Here is a 26,472-nt window from a genome sequence, read left to right on the forward strand (position 1 = left end):
AAATCAGGGATATGGATTTTAACGATATACAAAACGCATGGAATAACGAAAAGACTGAAAATGTCGTTCTTCCAAATAACTTGGAAAAAATACAAGCCGTAAATACGCCATTAGACAGAATTAGAAAAAATTTGAAAAATGAATTTATCTATCAGATTGTTTCAATTATATTGGTTGGGTTTGTTCCTTTAATGTACGGCTTTCCAGAAAAAATGACGACATTATATTATCTGCTTTTTAGTTTTTATGTGGCAGTTTGTGCCTATTATTTATTTAAGTTTTATGTATTTTACAAAAGATTAAACTCACTCACCTTAAAAACAAAAGACAATTTATACGAAACTTATTTTGATATAAAGTTAAATATGGAGTTGTACAAAACCTTTGGATTTGCTTTGACGCCATTTTTAATTCTGTATTTGATAAGTTTTCTTTATTTTGAATTCTCTAAAATTCCGGGTTTTATTTCTAAAGAATTTACAAATTATCAATTGATTGCATTGTTTTCGATTGTGGTTTTCAGCATGCTTTTTATGGGAATTATTTTAGAATGGTGGGTTCATAAATTTTACGGAAAATATGCCAAAGAAATTAAAAAAGTAATTGACGAATTAAAAGAAGAATAAAAACAACAAACCCATCGTAATGGATGGGTTTGTTGTTTTTATTGGTATTTTTGCGGAGAATATTACACTGAGATTCACAAAGTAAAAACTCAGATTCACAAAAAACTATTATTCTTTGTGTTACTTCGTGCTTTCTTTGCGAATCTCTGTGAAACAGCAATCTATGAAACTATTTATAACCGGAATTTCAACCGATGTTGGTAAAACAATTGCTTCGTCTATTATTGTTGAAGCCTTAGAGGCAGATTATTGGAAACCTATTCAGGCAGGTGATCTGGACAATTCCGATACTCATAAAGTAAAATCCCGAATTTCAAATTCCAAATCACAATTTTACCCAAATGCTTATGAGCTAAACACACCTGCAAGTCCGCATTTGGCTGCAGAAATTGATGGCATTACAATTGATTTGGCTAAGATTAAAGAACCTGTAACAGGCAATCATTTGGTCATTGAAGGAGCCGGCGGAATCTTTGTTCCGTTAAACGAAAAAGACACCATTATCAATTTGATTCAATCCGATTATAAAGTAATTCTTGTTTCAAGACATTATTTGGGAAGCATTAATCATACACTATTGACAATTGAAGCCATTCAAAACCGAGGGTTTCAGATTTCGGGAATTATATTCAGCGGAAGCGAAAACAAATCGACCGAAAGTTTGATCTTGAATAAAACCGGAGTAAAATGTATTGGAAGAATTGACGAAGAGCCTTATTTCGATCAAAATGTAATTCGTGAATATGCCGATTTGTTTCGGGAGAATCTTTTAAATTTATAGAGAATAGAAAAAAGAACAAAGAGAATAGACTTTCTTATCTTTGTCTAAAATTATATTGTGTAGTCTTTATTCTATACTCTATTTTCTATATTCTTAAAAAATGACTTTACAAGAAAAAGACAGCCAATACCTTTGGCATCCTTATACACAGCACAAAACTTCTCAGACTCCTATTGTAATTTCTAAAGGCGAAGGGGCTTTGCTGTGGGATGAAAATAGCAAGGAATACATTGACGCAATTGCTTCATGGTGGGTAAATCCGTTTGGGCACAGCAACAAATTTATTGCCGATGCCATTTACAAACAACTTACGACTTTAGAACATGTTTTATTTGGTGGTTTTACACACGAACCTGCCATAAAAGTGGCTGAAAAACTAATGGAAATCCTACCAGGGAATCAGCAGAAAATCTTCTTTTCGGATAACGGTTCAACGGCTGTGGAAGTAGCAATAAAAGTAGCTTTGCAATATTTCTTTAATAAGAATGAAAAGCGGACTACAATCATTGCTTTTGAAAATGCCTTCCACGGAGATACTTTTGCGGCAATGGCGGCAAGCGGAATTTCCTTTTATACACAGGCTTTTCAGGGGATGTTTATAGATGTTGTCCGAATTCCGGTTCCGGTAAAAGGAAAAGAAAGTATAAGTTTTGAAACATTGAAAAATGTAATACAAAGTCATAATTGTGCCGGATTTATTTTTGAACCATTGGTTCAGGGAGCAGCCGGAATGGTCATGTATGAGCCGGAAGCATTGGCCGAATTGATTAAAATCTGCAAAAGAAACAACGTTTTAACCATTGCAGACGAAGTTATGACGGGTTTTGGCAAAACCGGAAAAACTTTTGCCATGGATTATGTAACGGAAAAACCAGACATGATGTGTTTATCAAAAGCGTTAACCGGCGGAACAATCCCGATGGCAATTACCACTTTTACCCAGGACGTTTTTGATGCTTTTTATGATGATGACATTAATAAAGCCTTATTTCACGGACATACTTTTACAGCGAATCCAACAGGTTGTGCTGCTGCTTTAGCAAGTATAGATTTGCTTCAGACTGATGAAATGCAGCATAACATCGAAAGGATTAATAAAAGTCATTTACGCTTTCAAAAGAAAATTGAAAATCACCCGAAAGTGATTACAGCCAGAACGTTGGGTGTTATTTTTGCCTTAGAAATAAAATCCTCTTCAGAAGAAAGCTATTATGGATCGATGCGTACTAAATTGTATGATTTCTTTATTGGAAAAGGTGTTATTTTACGTCCGGTTGGCAATATTGTTTACATTCTGCCGCCTTATATCATGACAGATGAACAGCTTCAAAAAGTATACACTACAATTGAAGAAGCTATTGAAATGGTTTAATTAAACAAACCTTATCAACTTGAATAAACTTTTGCGAACTTTGCAACAAATAAAATATTTTGAATACACAAAAAATCTCCATAACTGCCTTTTCATCCATTTCTCCTTTAGGAAATAATCCTGATGCCGTTTGGAAAAAATATCTGGAGAACCAACATTGTTTTATTATACAATTTCTCGACCAAAAGGGAACTTCGGTAGCTGCTCTTGATGCCGAATCCAAACAGATTATTTATACAGTTCGGGAATCGGATCCAAAATATAGATTTTTGGACAATTCGGTTTTATTTGCTTTAGCGGCTTCACGAAAAGCAATTGAGAAAGCAGGCTGGGATAAAGATGCTGTTTTCGGGATTAATATTGGTTCTTCTCGCGGGGCAACCGATTTATTTGAAAAGCATTACAAAGAATACATAGATACCGGAAAAGCACAGACACTGGCATCGCCAACAACAACTTTAGGCAATATTTCTTCCTGGATTGCACACGATTTACAAAGTACAGGTCCCGAAATCTCACATTCTATTACTTGTTCTACTGCATTACATGCACTTTTAAATGGGGTTGCCTGGCTAAAATCGGGAATGTCGGATAAATTTTTAGTTGGCGGAAGTGAAGCTCCATTAACTGATTTTACGATTGCTCAAATGAGAGCCTTAAAAATATATTCGCGCATAAATCAAAACGAAGAATCCTGGCCAAATCTTGCTTTTGATTTTGAAAAAACGCAAAATACAATGATTTTGGGCGAAGGGGCAGGAATTTGTTGTTTAGAGGCGGGAGAAAAAGAAAACGCAATTGCGTATATAACGGGCTTAGGTTATGCAACCGAAATTTTAGAACATAATATATCTATTTCTGCAGAAGCGGATTGTTTTCAAAAATCAATGAAAATGGCTTTAAAAGAAACAGATTTAAAAGAGGTCGATGTTATTGTGATGCACGCACCCGGAACCATAAAAGGCGATTTAACGGAACTTCGTGCGATTGAAAAAGTATTTGGAGAAAAAATACCGCTCTTAACAACTAATAAATGGAAAATAGGTCACACTTTTGGCGCATCAGGAATGTTGAGTTTAGAATTGGCTTTAATGATGATCCAACATGATACATTTATCAATGTACCTTTTGCTAAAGTGCAAAATCAAACGAAGAGTATACAAAAAGTCTTGATCAATGCTGTTGGTTTTGGTGGGAATGCAGTTAGCATCCTGATCGAAAAGGCATAAACCATTCCTTCAATGGATTAAAATCCGTAGCTACAATAGCTCCGAGCCGACGGCTCTTTATCTTGTTGTGTTATTTCAAGTGTGATGATGTAAAAAGTTCCAACGGAACGATTTATTTTGTAGCAACGGATTTTAATCCGTTGAAAATACAAGATAATATACTTAAGAAGTTCCTTAGGAACGATTCGTATAAAATCCAATTTATAATTGAATTTAGATTTCAATAAAAAAGGCTCAAAGTTTTAAAACTCTGAGCCTTTTGAACATTTATAAATATGAAGCTTAATTAATATTATTAAGCATTTCTGCTATTTCATCTAAGTTGGGTGTCAGGATGATTTCGATTCTGCGGTTTTTAGCTTTTCCTTCTGCATTTCCGTTGCTTGCTAATGGCGAAAATTCACCACGACCTGCAGCCGTTAATTTCTGTTTGTTGATTTGACCGTTTTCACTTAAAATAGCTACGATTGCTGTTGCTCTTTTAGTTGACAAATCCCAGTTGTTGGCTATTGGACCTGAACCTGCGTATGGATCGTCATCTGTATGCCCTTCGATTAGAACTGAAAGATCCGGATTGTCTCCCAAAACTTTTCCTAACTCTACCACGGCTTTTCTACCTTCTGTTCCCACTGCCCAGCTTCCTGAATTGAAAAGTAATTTGTTTTCCATAGAAACATATACTTTTCCGTTTTTTTGCTCTACAGTCAATCCTTTTCCTTCAAAGTTATTTAAGGCTTTCGATAAGGTATCTTTCAATTTTTTCATTGCGGCTTCTTTGGCGGCAATCATGGCTTCCAATTCGTTTAATCTGCCTGAAGTTTTATCTAATCGTGCTTGTTCTTCTGCTAATTTTTTTGATTTTGCTTCTAATTGAGCTAACAATTCACGGTTTTTAGCCATATTGCTTTCTAACGCATCATTGCTGTTTTTCTCTAATGCATTATAGGAATCCTGCAATACCTTGTATTTCTTTTGCTCAGCAGCCAAATTAGCTTTTTGTTTTTCCAGTTCAGCTTTAGTATTGCTTAAGTCTTTGGATAATTTATCGCGATCTATCTCTAACTGGTTTTTTGCTGTTTTTAAATCTGTGTTTTCATCAGCGATTGAGCGGTTTTCTTTTTTTAGATCGGAATATTTCGATTCCAGATCGTTGTAAATTTTCTTGGAAACACAGGACGAAGCGGATAAAGCTAATACTAGTAATCCGATTGAGGCTTTTTTAATCATTGGTTATGAGTATTTAATAATTTAGGTTAATTATTCTTTTAAATTTCCTTTTACCGTTCTGTCTTAGCCCTGATTGAAATGAAAATCCTTTGTGTTTTTTCTTTAAAAATACAAAGATTGCAGTGGAAAGCAGGAAATAGCTCCTTAAACAAATCTTAGTAATAATAATGCGGCTTAGAACTTTGCTTTATCTAACAATAACAATACCAGTTTTACTCGATTTCGACTAAAACCGGACAATGGTCTGAGTGTATGGCATCCGGCAAAATAACGGCACGCTTTAATTTGTGCTGCAAAGTATCGCTGACCAGATTATAATCGATGCGCCAGCCTTTGTTGTTTCCTCTCGCCCCTGCACGGTAACTCCACCATGAATAATGATGGGCATCTTTGTTGAAATGACGAAAACTGTCGACAAAACCTGTTTTCATGAATCCATCAAGCCAGGCGCGTTCTTCAGGCAAAAATCCGGAAACGGTTTTGTTCCGAACAGGATCATGAATGTCGATCGCTTCATGGCAAATGTTGTAATCGCCACAGATAATCAGGTTAGGGATGGTAATTTTGAGTTCGTTGATGTAATTTTGAAAATCAGCCATAAACATGAATTTATGGTCTAAACGGTCGATATTTGTCCCGGAAGGCAGGTAAAGGCTCATTACAGAGCAATCATCAAAATCGGCACGAAGGTTGCGGCCTTCAAAATCCATGTGGTGTATTCCGGTTCCGAAAACGACATTATTGGGTTTAATTTTGGATAAGATAGCCACACCGCTATATCCTTTTTTGGTTGCAGGATAATAATATTGATACGGATAGCCAGCTTTGGTTATATCTTCTGTTGGAATTTGCTCTTGTGTGGCCTTGATTTCCTGCAGGCAAATTACATCCGGATTCGCTTGTTCAAGCCAGTTAATAAACCCTTTCGCAATGGCGGCGCGTATCCCGTTTACATTATAAGAAATAATTTTCATTCGCTTTTTTTAGATTTTCAAATGTAATAAAAAAGAGGAAAGTTTGTATTTGAAACAACGAAAAGTAGAGTTTTTTGTTATCTTTGTTCGCTGCTCTAATAAATTAAAAATTCTACATGGGTTTAGTTACCGCGAAAGAAGTTGCAAAAGCAATAAATGTTGAGAAGTACGGAGTATTTGGTACTTTTTCCGGCTGGATTCTTATGAAGGTTCTTAAGATCTCAACCCTTAATAAAATTTACGACCACAACAAACATTTAGAGGATGTTACGTTTTTGAACGGCGTATTGGACGAATTACAAATTAAATTCGAAATTCCGGAAGAAGATTTAAAACGTCTGCCTAAAGAAGGCGCTTATATTACGATTTCAAATCATCCGCTTGGAGGAATTGACGGTATTTTATTATTGAAATTAATGCTGGAAAGAGAACCTAATTTCAAGATTATCGCCAACTTTTTGCTACACCGAATTATTCCGCTTAAAAAATACATCATGCCTGTAAATCCTTTTGAAAATCATAAGGATGCGAAATCAAGCGTGGTAGGAATCAAGGAGACGTTCCGACATTTAAGTGACGGAAAACCTTTGGGGATTTTTCCTGCAGGGGAAGTTTCAACTTACAGAGATGGGAAACTGGTTGTGGACAAACCCTGGGAAGAAGGTGCTTTAAAGCTGATCAGAAAAGCAAAGGTTCCGGTTGTACCGATTTATTTTCATGCCAAAAACAGCCGATTGTTCTATTGGCTTTCTAAAATTGATGATACCTTAAGAACAGCCAAACTACCCTCTGAGTTATTAACCCAAAAGGACAGAGTAATTAAGGTTCGTATTGGAAAACCAATTTCGGTAAACGAACAAAACGAAATAGAATCATTTGAAGAATACTCAGAGTTTTTAAGAAAGAAAACCTATATGCTGGCCAATCCTTTTGAAAAGGATCATAAACTACTGGATACTTCTAATTTAAAAATTCCGAAATCACCTAAAAAAATCGTTACGCCAGCGAATGAGACCAAGATGATCGATGAGGTGAATGCTTTAAGAAACAGTGATTGCCGTTTGCTGCAAAGTAAAAACTATGAAGTGTTTTTTGCCAGAGCCAAATCAATTCCTAACATCTTACATGAAATCGGGCGTTTACGTGAAATTACGTTTCGGGAAGTAGGTGAAGGAACCAATGAATCTATTGATTTAGATAAATTCGACCAATATTATCACCATATGTTTTTGTGGGATGATGATGCCAAAAAAATTGCTGGTGCTTATCGTATGGGATTGGGTTCAGAGATTTATCCGAAATATGGTCTTGAAGGTTTTTACCTGAATGATCTTTTCAGGTTTGAACCGGAACTGCATGATATGATGCACAAATCGATCGAAATGGGCCGTGCTTTTATTATCAAGGAATACCAGCAGAAACCAATGCCTTTATTCTTGTTATGGAAGGGAATTATTCATACTACTCTTCGTTATCCGGAACATAAATTTTTATTGGGCGGTGTAAGTATCAGTAACCAATTCTCTGATTTTTCGAAATCGCTGATGATTGAATTTATGAAGTCGAATTATTACGATCCGTATATTGCGCAATACATTCACCCGAAAAAAGCCTATAAAGTAAAACTGAAAGACGCTGATAAGGATTTTATCTTTGACGAAGCGGAATCAGACCTGAATAAATTTGATAAGATTATTGACGAATTGGAACCAGGAAATTTACGTTTACCTGTTTTAATTAAAAAATATATTAAGCAAAATGCCCGTGTGGTCGCTTTTAATGTTGATCCTTTGTTTAATAATGCGATAGATGGTTTAATGTATATCAGGATTGCAGATATTCCGGAAAGCACTATGAAACCGGTTATAGAGGAATTCCAAATAGAATTGGAACGCAAATTATCTGAAAAAGAAGATATAATATAATCTCTCAATTTTTAGTACAAATAAAAATCCCATTCAAATTGAATGGGATTTTTTTATTTTTAGAACCAGCCTTTTTTACCAACCTGATAGGTTTGATAAAACTCTTCGTCTGTTTTAGTTAGGTAAATAATTCCTTCAACAAAACCAATTAAACTTCCCATTCCGCAAGTTACAAGAGTAACTACTAATTGTATTATTCCTTCCTGTGTATATCCTAAGATAAATTTATGAACTCCAAATCCTCCTAATACGATTCCAAGGACTCCTGCAAGAACTTTTTTGTTTTCTTCTCTACGAACTGGAGCATTATTCCAATCTTCTGTTTTTGTGTTTTCCATTTTCTAAATATAAATTAATTAATTATGCTTCTCTAGTTCCAATTTCGTTGATTTCGTCAAACTCTTGTTTAGGATCTAAACCATAGTTGTTTGATCCATAGTTCCCTTCAGTACACAATAAAACAAGTATCCATATCCCTCCAATAACTGGTACAAAACGAACAAGATAAAACCATCCACTTTTATCAATATCATGCATTCTTCTTACAATTAATGCCAAATATGGTATTAAAATTGCAAGCAAATAAATTCCAACAAAACCGAATGCTATAAAAAAACCATCCTCACTCCTATTAAAAAACGTTCCTATAAATGACCCTAAAGCTATAATCCCAAAAATAATTAAAATTTGAGCTAATACGAAGTACCAATATTCACTTCTTCTGGCACGACCATTAAAATTCGCATAGTTTTCAAAAACAACTTTTTTATACCAGTCAATCATATTAATACAATCTAGTTAATTAATCCCTACTCTTCGGATTTTCGGTTACTCCTTATTTAAAATTTTGTTAAATTTCGAAAACAATATTAAAAAAAAATAACATTAAAAACTAATTTTTGAAAATTACTTTTACAGAAAAAACTTGTTATAAAAAACCAAACAAATCATTTTTAAATCTTAGTGCTGCCAAAAGCCTATTTTAATTGGCTTAAGTAGAATAAAGTGCCTTAATTTTATCTGCGATAACCTGTGCCAGACGTTCATGGCTTTCAAATGTCCAGCCTGCAATGTGAGGCGTAAGTATTACTTTTTTTCCATCCAGGAGATATTGAAAAGCTTCTGGTGTGTTTTTATCCTGAAAGAGTGTTTCAAAAGATAATTTCTCATATTCCAAAACATCCAGGCCTGCCCCTAAAACTTTTTCACTCTTCATTGCTTCCACTAAATCAGCCGTAACAATGTTTTTGCCACGTGATGTATTAATAATCCAGAACGGTTTTGCAAATGCATTAATAAAATTTAAATCAATCATCTTGTCTGTATCCGGCGTCCAGGGAATATGCAGGCTTAAAACATCTGTTTTTTGCTGTAATTCCTGCAATGAAACCTGTTTTGCATTCTGATCTCCTCTATTCTCTAAAATATCATAACACAAAACCTCAACATCAAAACCACGGAGTTTTTTGGCAAAAGCTTTTCCCATATTACCGTATCCAATAATCCCGATCGTTTTCCCGTCGAGTTCATGACCACGGTTGCTTTCCCTGTTCCAGGCACCGGATCGAATTTCACTATCAGCTTGATTCAATTTATTAAAAAGAGATAAAATCATTCCTAAAGTGTGTTCTGCAACAGCGTTGCAATTACCTTCCGGAGCTGCAATTAAATTAATATCTTTTTCTAAAGCGTAATCACAATCAATACTTTCCAACCCTGCGCCAACTCTGGCAATAAACTGCAAATTGGTGGCTTTATCAATAAATTGCTTGTCGATTTTAAAGCGGCTCCGAATTACAATTCCGTTATAATCCTGAATTTTAGTTTCAATTTCTTCTTTTGAAGATGTAAAATCGGCGTGATTTTCAAAACCCGCTTCTTCAAGTTGTTCCCAAAGAATAGGATTATTGCTGTCGATATGTAGAATTTTAATACTCATTTGTTTTTTATTATTTGAAACAAAAATACAGTTTATTCTTTATTACAAATCTAAGAAAGAAGGCAATTGCTCATTTTCTAAAAGTTAGATTTAACTTTTAAACAATCACCTCAGTTTATAATAGAAGTTGACTTTATAATCCTTATTATTATTGCTATTTTTAGATATTAAAACTCAACTATTCTAATAAAGATTAATTTATGAACAAACTAACACTATTTATAACAATCCTATTTTTTTATGCCTGCAATAGCAACAACAAAAAGAAGCCAGAAATTTTAAAGAAAGAAACGCAAACCTTAATTGAAAATTCAAATAAAAATGAAGATCCTGTGGCAGGCATTTATACTGCTATAGTGGATTCAAATAATGCTGATGACTGTAAACTTTCCATTGAATTAGTCAAATCGAAAGGAAACTATAGATTTACATTAAAAACAAATTCAAGAAACATAAAAGGCAAAGCAAATTTTGTGACCAACAAATCAGGGGAAAAGTATGTAGTTTTAGAAGATATTCCCTGGGATGAATATGAAGGAGACATTAGTAATGAAGAAGATACTATGAAAACTAAAGCGATTGAAATTCCTGAAGGAATCGATTTCCTGTACAACAAGGATACACTTACGATTCAAAATTACGGGAATGCGATGAATTATTACACTAAACTTGGGGAATGTGGTGCTAAGTTTATTCAATTGGTTAAAAAATAAATTCCAAATCCCAACGCTTTATAGTTGGGATTTGGAATTTTATTATATTGGAACTTCCTTTAAAAACTATCCTTTTATTTGTTTCAATGAAGTTTTAATTCCTTTAATCAACGAAGAACTGAAACCATTATGTTCCATTTCGTTCAGCCCTACAATTGTACACCCCTGAGGCGTCGTTACACGATCGATTAATTGTTCCGGATGCACTTTTTCCTCCAATAACATTTTAGCAGCTCCTTTTACCGTTTGTGCGGCAATTGCTAATGCGGTTTGAGAATCAAATCCAATTTCGATTCCGGCCTGCATAGAAGCACGAATATATCTTAAGGCATAGGCTGTTCCGCAAGCCCCTAAAACTGTTGCGGCATCCATCAATTTCTCATCAATAATGGGAGCAGTTCCCAAATCCTGAAACAAATCCACAATTGGCAATGCTTTTTCCCTGTCTTTTTCAGGGAAGGAAATACAAGTTGCTGATTCGCCAAATTGTGCGGCAATATTAGGCATGATTCTAATTACAGGGAATGCATTATTTGTTTTTGACTGAAGTACTTCAAGAGACAATCCGCTTACAGCCGAAGCAATTGTTTTACCAGCAATTACCGGCAGGATTTCTGCCAAAACAGTATCAACCTGATACGGTTTTATGGTCAAAATCACTACATCCGCTTCTTGGATATTATGTTTGTTATCCGATGAAACTGTAATTCCCAATTCGGTTAAATATTGAACACTGCCGGTGTTTCTTCTTGTTACGGTAACTTTATGACTTTGTGAGAATTTCGCAATTCCCAGGGCAATAGAAACCCCAAGGTTTCCTCCTCCTATGATATGTACTTTCATTACTGATTGGTTGGCTGTTAATAGCATATTTTCGACCACAAATTACGCCGATTTTATAGATTTATAATCACTATAACTGATCAATTTGTGGCAAAAATCTAAAATCCTAAAATCAATTTGGCTACTGTAAAATAAAGCATGATGCCAAAAACGTCATTGGTTGTGGTGATAAAAGGTCCTGTTGCAATAGCGGGGTCTATTTTCTTTTTGTGTAAAAAAAGCGGCACTAAAGTTCCCAGTGTGGCAGCAAACAAAATGACTACCATCATTGAAATTGAAATCGCTAAACCTACTAAATATTGACCATACATAAGAGAATGATATCCCAGTAAAAGCAATGAAATAATACTTCCGGAAATCATCGAAACGGTAATTTCTTTGGTAAAATATCCTCTGCTGAATTCTTTTAAGGTTCCGTTTGCTAAACCCTGAACCACAATTGCAGATGCCTGAACACCAATGTTTCCGGCAGTTGCAGAAAGTAAAGGCACGAAGATAATCAGGGTTGAATAGGTTTGAAATGTCGCTTCATTTCCCTTTAAAACAAACGAAGCCACAATTTCGATTACCATACCGATTAAAAGCCATGGCAAACGTGCTTTTGTAAGTTCCAGAACACTGTCGTTTGATTCTACATCCTGTGTAATACCTGCAGCCAACTGATAATCCTTGTCTGCTTCATCTTTGATAACGTCCAGGATATCATCAATCGTAATTCTTCCCACCAAACGTCCCAGTTCATCTACAACCGGAATCGCTTCCAAATCGTATTTTTGCATGATACGGGCTACCTCAACATCTTCGGTATCTACATTTACAAAATTTAATTTTCGAATATAAATATCGCCAATCTGTGTTTTGGTCGAAGTCGTCAGTAAATCTTTCAGTGACAATCTTCCTTTTAGTCGGTTTTCATCATCCACCACATAAATTGAATGCACTCTGGATACGTTTTCAGCCTGAATACGCATTTCTTTAACACAAGTCAGAACATTCCAGTTCTCATTGACTTTTACTAACTCTTTACCCATCAGACCACCGGCAGAATTTTCGTCGTAACGCAATAAATCGACAATATCTTTTGCGTGTTCAACGTCAATCATTTCCGAGATTACTTCGGCTTTGATTTCCTGCGAAAGTTCCGCAATAATATCGGCAGCATCATTGGTTTCAAGCTCATCAAGCTCTTCTGCAATTTCTTTAGGTGAAAGTCGGCTTAAGATGTTTTCACGCAAGTCATCTTCCAGTTCAAGAAGAATCTCAGCTGTTTTATCACTATCTAAAACCTTGAAAATATAGGTTGCTTCATTGAAATCCAGTTCATCGAGGATTTCGGCAATATCGGCATGATGCAGATCATTAAGTAACGCTTCCAGTTCCCTGTCGTTTTTATTAACGATATGCTCCTCTAATTGCTGTATTAATTCTTTACTAACTTTGAACTCCATCGGCTTCTATTTTTTGAGTCAAAACAATAAATTCATCAACGCTAAGTTGTTCAGGACGAAGGTTAAAGATAGTATCTTCTCTTAAACTATCTGATAAATTTAATGTTTTCAAACTGTTACGTAATGTTTTTCTTCTTTGCTGAAAAGCGGTTTTCACAACCGTAAAAAATAACTTTTCACCACAAGGAAGACTATAATCTTCCTTTCGGGTCATTTTCATCACACCCGACTTTACCTTGGGCGGAGGAATAAAAACATTTTCGTCCACAGTAAACAAATACTCGGTATCATAGAAAGCCTGGGCCAGAACGGATAAGATTCCGTAAGCCTTTGAGCCTTTTTTCTCGCAAATTCGCTGTGCGACTTCTTTTTGAAACATGCCCGAAAATTCCGGGATCTGATGTTTCAATTCTAAAGTCCTGAAAACGATTTGTGTTGAAATATTATAAGGGAAGTTTCCAATAATGGCAAATTGTTTGTCTTCGTAAACTTCCTTAATATTGTATTTCAGGAAATCCTTAGAGATAATCTTGTCTTTTAATTTTGGATAATTTTCATCCAAATATACCACAGATTCGGTGTCAATCTCGATTACATGTGTGTTAATTGGTTTGTCAAGCAAATACTTAGTCAACACACCCATGCCCGGTCCTATTTCTAAAACCTCATCGTATCCTTTTAAGCTCAAAGTATCCGCGATTGCTTTTGCAATACTTTCGTCTTTCAGGAAATGTTGTCCTAAATGTTTTTTGGCTTTTACTTTTTCCATTTTATATTGTGTTTCACCGTGAAGGTGCAAAAGTACAATCTTACTTTTTATTTATTTCCCGAAGCTGCTGAATATCTAACAAATCTTTTGCCCGGTTAGCTTTTACCTTACTTGTAATCAAATCCTCCAGAGATAAAACATTCCATTTTAAAAAAGTTTTATCGTTAACGATCACTTCTTCACTGTCTTTGTAAGCTTCATCAAAAGTTTTATTTACTGAAAACTTAGTGATTAACTCCAAATCTAAATCTGTCGGCGAAAATTTTATTGATATATTTTGCTGCTCTTTTTTAACATTTTCAGGAAAATCAGTAATTTCATAACCCATTTCATTAAAAGCCAAAACCAGCTTTCTAAAATTATCTTCTGTGGTTTCTATCCAAAAATCAACATCAGCAGAATGTCTCTGATATCCATGAAAATTAACGGCTCCACCTCCAACCATCAGCATTCTAACTTTATGCTTATTGGCTAAAGAGATAAACTCATCAATGTTTTGGTCCCACATTTTCGACATCTACTTTGATTTTATAACAATCATAAAATTGTCTTTATTTTTATCAACTTTATTCTTTACAGGAAATTGACTTATTCTCTCACTTAAGCGCAGAAAACTATAGATTCTTTCAATTTTAGACAACTTCAAAAAATCTTCCTGTTGTCGCTTATTACTTTCCTCTTTTGTTTGAAATCGAATTTCCATTTTCCTGAATATTTTGGATTAATTAGATTTTGTTCGAAATATGCTACGATTTAAATCAAATATCATCTTTTTAATGTTCTGAAATAACTTCCAATTCTGTCCTGAAAGAAAGCATTTTATCGGCAAACAATTCTAAAGCTTCCTGACGAAATTTTGGTGCATCTTCAAGATAATATTTCTCTAAAGTAGCTTTGCTGTCTGTGAAATACTGAACCGAATAGGTAATGCCGCCCATTTCTTCTTCAATTAAAACTTTTACAATTCTTGCCGAAGAAAACTTGTTGGTAGCCAGAATTTCAGGTATGTGTTTTTCCTGCATCCATTGCAACCATTGGTCGTGAACACTTTCATGTATATTGGTGGTAACGTTGTATATTATCATTTTTTAAGGTTCTGAGATTCTAAGCTTCTGAGATTCTAAGTTTTAATTCATTGTAAAACCTAAATACTCAAAAATGAAGCTCATAATCATATTATAAATTCTTATCTCCTCTTAACTCCCTGTATTTTTTTCTCGCATCAACAAAGTAAATACTATCCTGATGGTTAAAAATCACCTTTTCATACAAAGGTTTTGCTTTTTCTGTATCTTTTAATTCGTCATTGTAAATTTCTGCCGAAAAAAACAGTGCCTCATCTACGTAAATTCCGTCGCTATGATGGTCAATTACTTGCTGGTATTGGCTTAAAGCCAAATTATAATCTTTCAGGCTTTCATATATTTTACCTAAACGCAACATTGTAACAGCTTCTATTTCCTGACCTTTGAAATTCTTCAAAATGCCCTGAAACTGAGCTATCGCTTCAGGTTTTTTATTTTGATATAGTAAAAAATCTCCTTTTGCAAACTGCTTCAAGGCTGTTTGGGTTGAATCAGCAACGGTATTGTCATTGATCAGTAAAAAATATTCAAGAGCATCGTTGGCAATCAACTGTGTATTTGCTGACTTTAATTCTTTAAACTGTTTTAAAGCCCATTCAAAATCAGTTTTAAAATAACTTGTTTTGGCTGCTTTTAAACTCGCTTCATGCGACATGACATCATTCTTTAAATCCAATTGGATCTGAGAATAATAAATCAGCGCCTGATTGAATTTTTCCTCCAAAAGCAAAATATCCGCCAATTCCATTTTGGCATCTGCTTTTTGATACTCGTTCAAATTCAGTTCTAGAGCTTTTTTTACAATTGTTTTGGCCTCTTCTGTCTTTTTTAAATTAAAAGCCAGGAAATGCGCCTGAATGAGTTGCAAAGATAAGGTAAAAGGAGTGATTTCATAGGTAGTGAGCAAATGTTCTAACTCTGTATTGATTGCAGGATAATCTTTTTCGGTCGTTTTATCAATTTTAATTTCCATTAATTGCGCGTTTGACTGCACCAGCAAGTCCAAATCTTTAGTATTCAGCAAAATAAAATTCAAAATTTCAGTAGCCGTTTCAATATCATCTTCATTTAATGCAAACTGGCTTAGGTTCACAATACTGATAAGCGATTCCGGTTCTCGTTTATAAATGGCCTTTTCCTGTATAAAAGCTTTTCCAAATTCTTTTTGCTGTACATAGAACCAGCTCAGATAATGATTCCAAAATACATCCTGATCTTTTTGCGTTCGAAGGATTAATGCTTTTCGCATGGCATCCTTAAAAGCGGTATTATCGGTTTCACCATTCATGAAACGTGCCAATTGTGTCTGAATTAAATTTGAATTTTGTGGATTTGTAAAAGATTCGGTCAGCAAAAGATCGATCATCAGATCTGTTTTTCCTAACTGTCCGTACAACATTCCAATCTGGAAATTAAAATTGTAATTTGGCTGTACCTGCATGGCTGTCTGATACGCTTTCAGGGCATATTCCAACAACACTTTTTTCTCAAACGAATTTGCGATTCCATAAACATCATTCGGATTGGTTTTTATTTTTTCAATGGCCTGATCGTAGTAATTTTTGGCTTTGGATTCGTTTTTCTGTAATTGATAATTATAACCTGACTCTACTAATAAAACACCTTGCTTATATCGGTTATAACGCTCCAGAATCATTTTTTGAGCAGCCTCAAATTGCTGTAATTGCTGATAACTTTCGACAGTTCGTAAAAAATACTGGGTATTGGACGGCGAGCCTTTTAAAAGTTCCTCATAACTGATTTTTGCCTTTTCAAAATCTCCTTTATCGTAGTAATATTGAGCCAATTGCTCATTTTGAGAAAACGCAAAACAAGACCACAACAAAACGATATAGATAAAAGTGTTCTTCATATTTCAGTCTTTTAGGTTGCAGTTTCAGTTTCCTATTCCGAAACTGGATTAAGCATTATCAAATTTCAATGTATTCTTTTTTGCTTTAATTTCAAGATAATCAAAGTTAAGCCAATTACAATAAAGGGAATACTTAAAATCTGTCCCATATTGATTAGCATGTTATTCTCGAAAGCTTCCTGGTTTTCCTTGAAGAATTCAATTATAAACCTTGCCATAAACAATAACGTCAGGAAACAGCCAAAAATGATTCCGTTAGTATGTTTTATTTTTTCTGATTGGAACATAAAATACAAAATTCCAAAAATCAGCAGATACGAGAATGCTTCATACAATTGAGTCGGATGCCTCGGAATCAAATCATCTCTTTCAAAAACAACTCCCCAGTTTCCGTTGGTTGGTTTTCCATAAATTTCAGAATTCATGAAATTTCCAAACCTGATAAACGCAGCTGTAATAGGAACTGCTACGGCCATTCGGTCTAAAATCCACAACAGCTTCACTTTGTATTTTCTGCAATATAAAAGAATCGCAATCAAAACGCCGATCGTTCCTCCGTGACTTGCCAGTCCCTGAAAACCCACAAATTGATACGCTCCATCAATTTTCTGAATCGGTAAAAGTATTTCTATCGGATGTTGGAAAAAATAAGATGACTCGTAAAAAAAACAATGGCCTAGTCGCGCTCCCAAAACAGTTCCAACAATGACGTACACCAGCAGACTATCCAGATTTTTTAAAGAAACATTTTCTTTTTTGTAAATATTTCTAACGATATAAAAACCAAGCAGGAGTCCGGAAGCAAAAAATGCTCCGTAATACTTTAGAGGAAAAGTATCTGTGATCCAAAAGATAACGGGATCAATATTCCAGTTTAATATTCCAATCATCTGATTTGGGTTTTAAATAAAACATGACAGATTGAGGAACCTGTCATGTTTTATTATGAATTCTAAAAACTTAATTTATAATATCAAATCCGCAGTAAGGGCGTAACACTTCAGGAATTACGATTCCTTCCGGAGTTTGGTAATTTTCCAATATTCCGGCCAAAACTCTTGGTAAAGCCAATGAACTTCCGTTTAGCGTATGTGCCAATTGGTTTTTTCCGTCTTTGTCCCTGAAACGCAATTTTAAACGATTTGCCTGAAAAGTTTCGAAGTTAGAAACAGAACTAATCTCTAACCAACGATCCTGCGCTGTAGAAAATACTTCAAAATCATAGGTCAAAGCCGCTGTAAAACCCATATCACCACCACATAAACGTAAAATTCTGTATGGTAATTTCAATTCCTGCAATATATTTTTGACGTGTTCTACCATTCCGTCAAGCGCCTCGTAAGATTTATCAGGATGTTCAATGCGTACTATTTCAACTTTATCAAATTGGTGTAAACGGTTTAATCCGCGCACGTGTGCCCCGTAAGAACCCGCTTCACGACGGAAACATGGCGTATATGCCGTGTTTAAAACCGGTAATTCACTTTCGTTTAAAATAACATCACGATACAAATTGGTAACCGGAACCTCAGCAGTCGGAATCAAATATAAATCATCAATGGTTGAATGGTACATTTGCCCTTCTTTATCCGGCAATTGTCCTGTTCCGTAACCTGAAGCTTCATTAACTAAATGCGGTACCTGAACTTCGTTGTATCCTGCGGCTGTGTTTTTATCTAAGAAATAATTGATCAGGGCACGTTGCAGTTTAGCACCTTTTCCTTTGTAAACTGGAAATCCTGCGCCTGCAATTTTTACACCCAGTTCAAAATCTATTATATCGTATTTTTTTACCAGTTCCCAATGTGGCTGTGCGCCTTCATGTAATACCGGAACTTCTCCTTCTTCAAAAACATTCAGGTTTTCCTCGGGTGTTTTTCCTTCAGGAACAATATCCGCCGGAAGATTTGGTAAAGTATATAGTTTCTGCAATAACTCTTCTGCCAAAACTTCTGCTTTAACACCTAATTCCTTGCTTTTTTCTTTTAATGCAACTGTTTTTTCTTTTAGGATTGCAGCTTTCGATTTCTCTCCCGCTTTCATTAATTCACCAATATCTTTGGACAATTTATTAGATTCAGATAAAATAGTGTCCAACTCTACCTGAGCTGCACGACGATTTTCATCTAATTGCACCACTTCTTCAACAACACTTTTAGCATCGATATTTCGTTTTGCTAAAGCCTTGATTACTTTCTCCTGATTTTCTCTAATAAATGCGATTTGTAACATAGCTTGTATTTTATAACTATTTTGTTTTTATAACGGAAGCAAATTTAAGGAAATGTTTCCTAAGATTACGACAAAGTTTTAAGGGAAAATGATTCTGCGCTGAGGAACAAAAACTGAGATAAAATTTCAGCATTGCTCACTAAGCCTTTGGGTTTTTGGTAGCAGAATGAAGCTGACTATTTATGCTCTACCAGCAATTCTTTCAATTCATTGGTTTTTAAAAATGTTGCCAGTCGTCCTGACAACAATAACATTTCTCTTTCTTCAGGAGTGATTCTTAATTTTGTTTCCACATGAGAAGCAAATTCATATAAAATTAAAATATTTGCAGCCGTGAAATCATTGAATTTGTCGCGGGTTAAAGTGGCCAGAATGATCTCTCCATCCTTATCTTTTTTAAAACTGAGTTCGCCAAACTGATCAATCAGGTCTTTTTTGAATTTGTCATGAAATACTACCCAGTTAGCCTGTTCCTCGTCTGTATTTTTTAATTCTATAACTAAATCTTCGTATTGCCGGTCTTTTTTCATTTTCAATAAATGTTCCCTCAAGGTTGTAAAACCAATAACCTGATAATTTGAAACCGGTATTTTGTATCGCTCCAGTAAATTTTCAACATCTCTTTCAAAAGTCATGTATCTCGTTTGAACCGTGTAAAGCGAAGCGGTTTCGAGTAATGTTCTCAATTTGATTTTTTCATCGTTGATGTAAGGTTCTTTTTTACCTTGTCCAAGACAATCAATGAAAAGCGCTTTTTTGTTTTTACTCTCTACTTTCGAGTCGCTGCCAAGAAGCTCAATTAAAGTTTTGTACCCCATATTGTCTGAGGTTCCTCCATCAATAATGCACAATATTTTATCCTGGTTTTTGACTCCGAATTTTACTTTTGGCAACACACCCGGAAAAGCAGAACTTGCCGTTATGGCATATGTTAGCGGAAAATCGTAACCATTGTTAATCTTATTTTCATTTAATGAAATCTCAGCTTTATTGGGCGCGAGGGAAGAATTAAGATTGAGTCCTTTAATAATATGCGGCATAAACGGAATGCGTTCTCCGTTGTTATAAGCTGTTCCATTTGCGACTATTATAGGTAAATACGGTTTTTGAATGCTTTCTTTCGGAACAAAAAAATCAGACAATTGCATTTGGGTTTTGAATTTTTCAGGATTTTCAGGATTGGTACTGTCATATTGCAAAACTTCCAAATCCAATCGTTGTGTCATCGATATTTTATTGCCTTTTTCATTTCTGTTATTGTTGAGAAGCGATAAGATATTCGCCGATTTATCAACATAATCTTTATAAGCATCAGCTTTTGAAAAATAAAACTCATTGAAGGTGCAGTTATCATAAAAAAGTTTGTTTTTCAGGATCGTTAAATAATAACCTGCCGAATAACAGCCTCCTGACACCGTAGAGAAATAATCAATTTGGTTTAAAAAATTGCGTTGCCCATTATTTTCTTCAATTTCTTCCAGTCCCAAAAGCACGCCCATACTGAAAAACTGTGCCCTGGACCCGCCACCTGAAATTCCTATTCCCAAAGCAATATTTGGATTTTGAAATTTGGCATCGCGTTCCTGAACCGATTTGTATTCGTTTAAATTTACAGATGGAATCGAGTTGTAATTGATTTCAGAAAAAAGGCTGATTTTGTTTTGAGAAATTCCTAACTGAAGCAATAGAATAAATAATGCGGCACAATATCTGTATCTCATTTTGACTTTTTTAAATAGCTAAATCATTAAGGCTAAATTAATAAAGTTATAGCAAAAACTAGTTGACTAAGGTTGTGTAAAATTTAAAATACCAAGAATTATTTAGGCACGTTTGATCTCATGACCAACATATTGCTCTAAAACAGCAAACATATCATCTACCGAAAGCACTTCGAAATCCGGATGGTTTTTTAAAAAACTGGCATTTAGCATAATCAGGTTTTCTTCCAGTTCGTAAAAAGTATCATTGTTCAAAGAATCTCTCACCGGGTTTACACCTTCCAGTTTTCCTTTTAAAAATTTAGCCAGTTTTACACTGCTCATCAGTTTTACTTTTTTAGCTTGCTGCTGAAACAATTCCAAATGTTTTTCGGCACCAATCAAAGCCAGGCCTTCTTCTATAAGTTCATTCAGCTCCTTATCCCAACCCGATTTATGAACAAACTGCGCAAAATTTCCCTCGGCATATTGCGACCAGTAATAATCAAGGTAATAACTCATCAGTGCATCTTCGTGAATAAATTCATCCTCAACGCCTTCTTCTCGCATCAGGTTGATTACCGAAATATTCGAGTGAATAACATCCTGTGGATTTTCACTATTCATCGCTGTTTCTGAAACTATTATTCTGCCGAATTCCTCCATTTTGATTATGTTTTGTATTGTTTTGCAAATTTCGGTTAAATTAAAACAGAAACGCAATACAATCTGATTTATATACTACCGTCGCTGCTCTTCTTTTCATTCATTTTCGCCACCAATGCTTTCAAACGCATGGCGCGTTCTTTCTTTTCTTCCTGAAGCTTAGCTTTTTTCCGGTTCAGCAATTTGCTATGCAACGCCTTGTTTTTGGTGTTTTTTTCTGGTCCTTTTGCCATAATTTAATACTTCGTTTGTTGGGTTTACAAATATAAGAAACGGAATGGGAATAATTGGGGCGTTTCCCTCCGGGCCGGGCTATTCGCTGCAAGTCCTCGCACTTCCTTCGTCAGGCTGCGGGCTTTCCGCTGCTATCCCTAACGCAATTTCGTTTTATTGGAAAATTTTTTGCTTGCGAGGACTGAGATTTACAGCTATAATGGATAACATTGAAAAATAGCTTCTTTTTTGGTTTTGTTTTGCATTTATCGTGTTTTTCAAAATCAGTTACAGACCTGCATTGCTAAGAATTTAAGTTTTTTAAATTGAATTTCCACAACCCGAAAATTTTAATTAAATTTAAACTAATGCCTAAAGACGAGTGAAAAACAAATCATTTCACGATAAATCAGTATAATGAACGAAGTCAAAATACCTCAGCCAGATGCTACAACCAAAAAATTATTACCGGTCATACTGGCGACCTCTATATTCATGCAGATGCTCGATTCGACCATCTTAAATACATCATTAACAACTATTGCCAAAGACATCAACGAGTCACCTCTTGAAATGCAAAACGCGATTATCAGCTACGTACTTACTTTGGCGTTGCTAATGCCTGTAAGCGGCTTTCTGGCTGACAAGTTTGGAACCAAAAAAATATTTATAATTGCCTTGTTTCTTTTTAGTCTGGGATCCTTGTTTTGTTCTTTATCTCAAAATTTAACCCAATTGGTCATTTCCCGTATTGTCCAGGGTATTGGCGGCAGTTTGATGACTCCGGTAGGGAAACTGGCACTAATTAAAACGTTCCCAAAAAAAGAATTATTAAAAGCCATGAATTTTGCCATTATTCCTGCCCTCATTGGTCCGGTTTTAGGTCCGTTGGTAGGAGGTTATATGGTTGATTATTTATCCTGGCACTGGATTTTCCTGATTAATATCCCGATTGGCCTGATCGGAATTTTACTAAGTCTCAAATTCATGCCCGATTACAAATCGAAAATCTTAGATTTTGACCTAAAAGGATTCCTGCTCTTTGCAGCGGCTTCTTTGCTTTTGTCAATAGCTTTGGAACTTTTTGGCAATACCGTTCGTGTAACTCCGGTACTGGCGATTTTAATGTCGGGATTTTTAATGTTGTACTGGTATTACCGCCACGCCTCAAAAGATAACAATCCTATATTTCCTTTAAATTTATTTCAGGTACGTACTTTCCGAATTGGTATTTTAGGCAGCCTGGCAACCCGATTGGGTATTAGCTCAATTCCTTTGTTATTGCCTATGATGATTCAAATTGCCTATGGACAATCGGCAGTAGTCTCCGGTTGGATTGTAGCACCGATGGCATTAACGGCTATGTTTGGCAAATCAACAGTAATTACTATTCTGAATAAATTTGGCTACCGAACTACCTTGATGGTGAATACTTTTATAATAGGGTTTTTGATATGTTGTATGGCTATACCCTCTATTCATAATTCTATTTACTGGTATGTTCCTATTATTGCGGTACTGGGATTTTTCAATTCCATACAGTTCACGTCTATGAATTCCATTTCAATAGCCGATTTACGCCAGTACCACACTAGCAGCGGAAATTCATTAGTGTCGGTCAATCAGCAATTGGCAATAGGTTTCGGAATTGCGTTTGGCCTTTTGGTTCTTAAAATTTTTGAGGGTGATGTCAAACTCATTCACAACGAAATTCATAATGCATTTCGTTACACCTTTTTGATTGTAGGCTCTTTAACGATTTTATCGGGAATGGTTTTCAGACGTTTGCATTTTAAAGACGGTGACAATATGAAATCTGAAGATTAGCGATAACTATAGAGTATTTCCCATATCTTTTAATTGTATATTTTGTTTTTGTTTTCATCAAAAGAACTAAAACAAAAAGGTAATTAAACCTTTATTTTTCTGATATTCTTTACAGTACTTTTATATCTTACTTTTGTACAATACTAAATTTACAATAGCGTTATTCTGATACTATTGTAACATTTCTTTTGATAAATTTATAAAAAGTCAAACAATGGAAAAAAGAACCACACTGGAATACTACGTTTTAGATGTATTCTCCAATAAAAGTTACAAAGGAAATCCCTTGTCTGTTGTTTTTACTGATGGTGATTTGGAATTGGAGGTTTATCAAAATATCTCAAAGGAGTTTGGCTACTCTGAAACTTCATTTGTTTATTATTCCGCTCAGCAAAAAGCACTAAATGTTCGTTCGTTTACGCCTACAGGAATCGAAATAGACGGTGCGGGACACAATTTACTTGGCTCAGTTTGCGGTGCCTTACTAAAAAAAATACCGATATTTAAAGAACAGAATCAAAACAATTGTTTTGTCATTATGAAAAATTCGCCAATTCCGTTAACGGTAAGTTTTGATCCCGTTACTCAATATCCAGTTGTGCAAATGCATCAAAAACAAGCCGTTATCAAACAGGAAATCCCGACTTATAAAATTGCGGTGGCACTTGGTTTAAAAATTGAGGATTTAGACGTGAATGCTTTTGTTCCTACTATAGTAAAAACGGAAGTTGCACATACTATGGTTCCCATAAAAAACAGTCAAATCCTTAATGATTGTGTTCCTGATAATAAACTTTTAATTGAAATTTCTAAGGAATATAAGTCTGAAGGATTTTATTGTTTTGCCCTTTCAGATGAAAATCAGGATCACGTAGTCGAAGCAAGATTTTTCAATCCGATAATCGGTATAAATGAAGATCCCGCTACAGGTACAGCGGCCGGACCTTTAATTGGTTTTCTAACCCAAAAGAAATTCACTAAGCCCAACACAGAATATAAAATTCTGCAGGGCGTCAAATTAAATCAACCCTCGCTGATTGAAGTTATGAATCGGGAAAATGATATTTTAGTTGGCGGTTCTTCGATTATTACGATGCGTGGGGAACTTTACCTTTAAAACTTTTTTTATGAGCTTCTAATTATTCGAAAAAATAAAAATAAAAAAAAGCTGCTTAATGCAGCTTTTTAAATACCATAACTTAAAACCAATTAGTGTTTCAACTCTTGTTCCAGAATGAGTTTCTTTTCCGGCGGAATTCGTTTCTTCAAAAATAAAATCTGTCCTAAATGACTTGACTGGTGTTCCATAACGTGAAACCAGCAGTATTGATTCGTCCAGTCATAACTTTTTTGAACTTCGGCAAACCAGGCATCATCCCGTTTTTTTAATTCTGAAATCGTTTTGGCTCTCACCTCATTATAAATATCCAGATAATACTGAATACTGTGGCCTTTAAACTCATCTCTTCCGCCCTGGTCTAAATTTAAGGCAGTTTCCCATTTTTTCTTTTCTTCCTCATTAAAACCTCTGCCTTCAAAAGTAAAAACCTGATAATATTTTTCGGCAGCTGCCAGGTGCATCACTAAGGAACCAATTCGGTTGGCCTCTTCATCATGCAGATAATCAATTTCATACTGACTCATGTTCTTTACTGTTCTTTCAACACGATCTTTAAGATCCTCCAACATCGAAATCATGGCGCCTATTTGAGGCGATGCTCCTTCTACGTTTCCAATTCTTCCGTCTTGTTTTGCCTTAATACCAGAACCTTCCAACACTAATGAATAGTTTCCCTCTGCACTGGATTTATCCGAAGTGATTTTATATTCTTTGACCTTAACAATTTTATCTTTGGATGTTCCTAAACTCCATTTTGGGATATCCCCATTTTTTACAGGTGTTTCAAAACCTGAATTTAAAATGGTTAAAGGTTCAAAAACACCTTTTGCATTTTCAATTTGCAATTCGAATTTGTCAAAATAAAATTTCCCATTAAACAGACACAAACCCCCAAAACTCAAAGATTTGGTGTTGGCATCGATTGTTCCTTCTACAGTATAAGATTGCCAGTTTTTTGCTTTAATGGGTCTGTCACCCATATTGTCAAAAAAGCCATCTTCCTCATTTTTATTATCTACTCTCGCCCAGACCCCGGCCCATGCAAGTGGCTCATCAGTTTCTACCTTTACAGAAGCAATGACCCTGAATTTTTTCTTTACGGAAGTCTGAATATCTATCGTTTGATTGAAAGAGGTCCAATCACTCGAAATGGTCTTTTGAGTTTGCGCATGAGCAAAAACAAGATTTAAAAGCAGCAATAAAATGGTTATCTTTTTCATTCTTAAGTCTTTAAAATTTCCCAAATATAATATTGTTTTTTAAGGAATTACCTTATTATTCTGCAAATTTATTTTAAAAGAAAGAAAAATTCATAAAAAAAGCTGCATTTACTAATAAATGCAGCTTAACAAGAAATCAGTATTTTCTATTTCGTTTTCATTGGTGGTAAATCAAATGCTTTTGCTTCGCATTCAAAATTATTTCTATGTGCACCATCGCAAAAAGGTTTGTTTGCTGATTGTCCGCAACGGCACAGACCAAGTGCTGCTCTTCCCTGTAATCCATAAACAGTTCCTTCTGAATCCATGATTTCAAAATCACCTTCGATTTTTATTGATCCGTTTTTTTGGATGATTAGTTTTGTCTTGCTCATAATGTTTGTCTTAGTTTTTGAGCGTAAAGGTTGCAAAATATATTTTGAAGATTTTAGTTGATGTGCTAGTTTAAACTGGTTCTATTTTATGCAATATTGCCATTCTGAGGAACGAGGACACGAACGATAGTGAACTGGCGAAGCAATCTTCGTGCACTCTCCAATTTTTGAAATATTTGTGGTTGGCTTCTTGCGGAGATTACTCGTTTCTCGGAATCACAAACAAGAAGATAATCACTCTTATGACGACTGCCCTAGCCCCGATAAAAGTGAAAATCCTTTTGCTTTTTTCTTTAAAAAGCAAAAGATTGCAACG

The 26,472-nt window shown here is 35.1% G+C and carries 26 protein-coding genes; 8 read left to right on the plus strand and 18 right to left on the minus strand.

Features of this window, described 5'->3' with window-relative positions; translation table 11 throughout:
- From ABI657_RS08515 to ABI657_RS08530, 4 genes are all read left to right on the plus strand, one after another.
- Positions 1–626, plus strand: a 626-nt coding sequence (locus ABI657_RS08515; RefSeq protein ID WP_348096824.1) for a hypothetical protein, incomplete at its 5' end; no start/stop codon positions are given.
- Positions 627–789: 163 nt separating this feature from the next.
- Complete coding sequence (gene bioD, locus ABI657_RS08520; RefSeq protein WP_348096825.1) at positions 790–1,407, plus strand: dethiobiotin synthase; 618 nt, start codon at positions 790–792, stop codon at positions 1,405–1,407.
- A 100-nt stretch (positions 1,408–1,507) separates the two neighbouring features.
- Positions 1,508–2,779: an adenosylmethionine--8-amino-7-oxononanoate transaminase gene (gene bioA, locus ABI657_RS08525; RefSeq protein ID WP_348096826.1), complete on the plus strand. Its 1,272-nt coding sequence runs from the start codon at positions 1,508–1,510 to the stop codon at positions 2,777–2,779.
- Positions 2,780–2,838: 59 nt separating this feature from the next.
- Positions 2,839–4,008 carry a beta-ketoacyl synthase N-terminal-like domain-containing protein gene (locus ABI657_RS08530; RefSeq protein WP_348096827.1) on the plus strand — a complete coding sequence of 390 codons (1,170 nt, stop codon included), beginning with the start codon at positions 2,839–2,841 and terminating at the stop codon, positions 4,006–4,008.
- A gap of 282 nt (positions 4,009–4,290) precedes the next feature.
- Here the strand turns inward: ABI657_RS08530 and ABI657_RS08535 are convergent, their stop codons facing one another.
- Positions 4,291–5,235, minus strand: coding sequence for an OmpA family protein (locus ABI657_RS08535; protein WP_348096828.1), 945 nt, complete (start codon positions 5,233–5,235; stop codon positions 4,291–4,293).
- Positions 5,236–5,447: 212 nt separating this feature from the next.
- Positions 5,448–6,209: an exodeoxyribonuclease III gene (locus tag ABI657_RS08540; protein ID WP_348096829.1), complete on the minus strand. Its 762-nt coding sequence runs from the start codon at positions 6,207–6,209 to the stop codon at positions 5,448–5,450.
- Positions 6,210–6,325: 116 nt separating this feature from the next.
- On the opposite strand from ABI657_RS08540, the gene ABI657_RS08545 reads away from it, so the two are divergent.
- Positions 6,326–8,134 carry a lysophospholipid acyltransferase family protein gene (locus ABI657_RS08545; RefSeq protein ID WP_348096830.1) on the plus strand — a complete coding sequence of 603 codons (1,809 nt, stop codon included), beginning with the start codon at positions 6,326–6,328 and terminating at the stop codon, positions 8,132–8,134.
- Between the two features lie 59 nt (positions 8,135–8,193).
- Here ABI657_RS08545 and ABI657_RS08550 read toward each other — a convergent pair whose 3' ends face one another.
- The 3 genes from ABI657_RS08550 to ABI657_RS08560 form a co-directional block, all read right to left on the minus strand.
- The gene (locus ABI657_RS08550) at positions 8,194–8,472 is read right to left on the minus strand and encodes a TM2 domain-containing protein (RefSeq protein WP_348096831.1); all 279 of its coding nucleotides are present in this window, start codon (positions 8,470–8,472) and stop codon (positions 8,194–8,196) included.
- A gap of 22 nt (positions 8,473–8,494) precedes the next feature.
- Positions 8,495–8,917, minus strand: coding sequence for a DUF805 domain-containing protein (locus ABI657_RS08555; RefSeq protein WP_348096832.1), 423 nt, complete (start codon positions 8,915–8,917; stop codon positions 8,495–8,497).
- A gap of 208 nt (positions 8,918–9,125) precedes the next feature.
- The gene (locus ABI657_RS08560; RefSeq protein WP_348096833.1) at positions 9,126–10,073 is read right to left on the minus strand and encodes a 2-hydroxyacid dehydrogenase; all 948 of its coding nucleotides are present in this window, start codon (positions 10,071–10,073) and stop codon (positions 9,126–9,128) included.
- Between the two features lie 200 nt (positions 10,074–10,273).
- Here ABI657_RS08560 and ABI657_RS08565 point away from each other — a divergent pair, with 200 nt between their 5' ends.
- Positions 10,274–10,786, plus strand: coding sequence for a hypothetical protein (locus tag ABI657_RS08565; protein WP_348096834.1), 513 nt, complete (start codon positions 10,274–10,276; stop codon positions 10,784–10,786).
- A 66-nt stretch (positions 10,787–10,852) separates the two neighbouring features.
- Here ABI657_RS08565 and proC read toward each other — a convergent pair whose 3' ends face one another.
- The 11 genes from proC to ABI657_RS08620 all read right to left on the minus strand — a co-directional run bounded on the left by proC (position 10,853) and on the right by ABI657_RS08620 (position 21,635).
- Entirely contained in the window at positions 10,853–11,629 is a 777-nt protein-coding gene (proC, locus tag ABI657_RS08570) for a pyrroline-5-carboxylate reductase (RefSeq protein ID WP_348096835.1), read from the minus strand.
- 98 nt (positions 11,630–11,727) lie between these two features.
- Positions 11,728–13,077 carry a magnesium transporter gene (mgtE, locus tag ABI657_RS08575; protein WP_348096836.1) on the minus strand — a complete coding sequence of 450 codons (1,350 nt, stop codon included), beginning with the start codon at positions 13,075–13,077 and terminating at the stop codon, positions 11,728–11,730.
- Complete coding sequence (gene rsmA / locus ABI657_RS08580; RefSeq protein WP_348096837.1) at positions 13,061–13,846, minus strand: 16S rRNA (adenine(1518)-N(6)/adenine(1519)-N(6))-dimethyltransferase RsmA; 786 nt, start codon at positions 13,844–13,846, stop codon at positions 13,061–13,063. Before rsmA ends, mgtE begins: the two co-directional genes overlap by 17 nt.
- A 40-nt stretch (positions 13,847–13,886) precedes the next feature.
- A complete protein-coding gene (locus ABI657_RS08585) occupies positions 13,887–14,363 on the minus strand; it encodes a nucleotidyl transferase AbiEii/AbiGii toxin family protein (protein WP_348096838.1) in 477 nt (158 codons plus the stop codon).
- A 256-nt stretch (positions 14,364–14,619) separates the two neighbouring features.
- Entirely contained in the window at positions 14,620–14,931 is a 312-nt protein-coding gene (locus ABI657_RS08590) for a DUF4286 family protein (RefSeq protein ID WP_348096839.1), read from the minus strand.
- 91 nt (positions 14,932–15,022) lie between these two features.
- Positions 15,023–16,804, minus strand: coding sequence for a tetratricopeptide repeat protein (locus tag ABI657_RS08595; protein ID WP_348096840.1), 1,782 nt, complete (start codon positions 16,802–16,804; stop codon positions 15,023–15,025).
- 65 nt (positions 16,805–16,869) lie between these two features.
- On the minus strand, positions 16,870–17,694 hold the full coding sequence (gene lgt, locus ABI657_RS08600) for a prolipoprotein diacylglyceryl transferase (protein WP_348096841.1): 825 nt from the start codon (positions 17,692–17,694) through the stop codon (positions 16,870–16,872).
- A gap of 70 nt (positions 17,695–17,764) precedes the next feature.
- Positions 17,765–19,036 carry a serine--tRNA ligase gene (gene serS, locus ABI657_RS08605; RefSeq protein WP_348096842.1) on the minus strand — a complete coding sequence of 424 codons (1,272 nt, stop codon included), beginning with the start codon at positions 19,034–19,036 and terminating at the stop codon, positions 17,765–17,767.
- A gap of 176 nt (positions 19,037–19,212) precedes the next feature.
- Positions 19,213–20,757 (minus strand): patatin-like phospholipase family protein, encoded by a 1,545-nt coding sequence (locus ABI657_RS08610; protein ID WP_348096843.1) that lies wholly within the window; start codon positions 20,755–20,757, stop codon positions 19,213–19,215.
- 102 nt (positions 20,758–20,859) lie between these two features.
- Positions 20,860–21,402: a hypothetical protein gene (locus tag ABI657_RS08615; RefSeq protein WP_348096844.1), complete on the minus strand. Its 543-nt coding sequence runs from the start codon at positions 21,400–21,402 to the stop codon at positions 20,860–20,862.
- A 68-nt stretch (positions 21,403–21,470) separates the two neighbouring features.
- Entirely contained in the window at positions 21,471–21,635 is a 165-nt protein-coding gene (locus tag ABI657_RS08620; protein WP_348096845.1) for a hypothetical protein, read from the minus strand.
- 397 nt (positions 21,636–22,032) lie between these two features.
- Between ABI657_RS08620 and ABI657_RS08625 the strand changes: the two genes are divergently transcribed.
- Together ABI657_RS08625 and ABI657_RS08630 are read left to right on the plus strand one after the other, a co-directional pair.
- Positions 22,033–23,442, plus strand: coding sequence for an MFS transporter (locus ABI657_RS08625; protein WP_348096846.1), 1,410 nt, complete (start codon positions 22,033–22,035; stop codon positions 23,440–23,442).
- A 214-nt stretch (positions 23,443–23,656) separates the two neighbouring features.
- Positions 23,657–24,559: a PhzF family phenazine biosynthesis protein gene (locus ABI657_RS08630; RefSeq protein ID WP_348096847.1), complete on the plus strand. Its 903-nt coding sequence runs from the start codon at positions 23,657–23,659 to the stop codon at positions 24,557–24,559.
- Between the two features lie 92 nt (positions 24,560–24,651).
- Here the strand turns inward: ABI657_RS08630 and ABI657_RS08635 are convergent, their stop codons facing one another.
- The gene (locus tag ABI657_RS08635) at positions 24,652–25,782 is read right to left on the minus strand and encodes a DUF664 domain-containing protein (protein ID WP_348096848.1); all 1,131 of its coding nucleotides are present in this window, start codon (positions 25,780–25,782) and stop codon (positions 24,652–24,654) included.
- Between the two features lie 146 nt (positions 25,783–25,928).
- Positions 25,929–26,156 carry a CDGSH iron-sulfur domain-containing protein gene (locus ABI657_RS08640; RefSeq protein ID WP_348096849.1) on the minus strand — a complete coding sequence of 76 codons (228 nt, stop codon included), beginning with the start codon at positions 26,154–26,156 and terminating at the stop codon, positions 25,929–25,931.
- Between the last annotated feature and the right edge of the window lie 316 nt (positions 26,157–26,472).

The organism is Flavobacterium sp. (assembly GCF_039930565.1).
In the GTDB taxonomy this organism is placed as follows: domain Bacteria; phylum Bacteroidota; class Bacteroidia; order Flavobacteriales; family Flavobacteriaceae; genus Flavobacterium.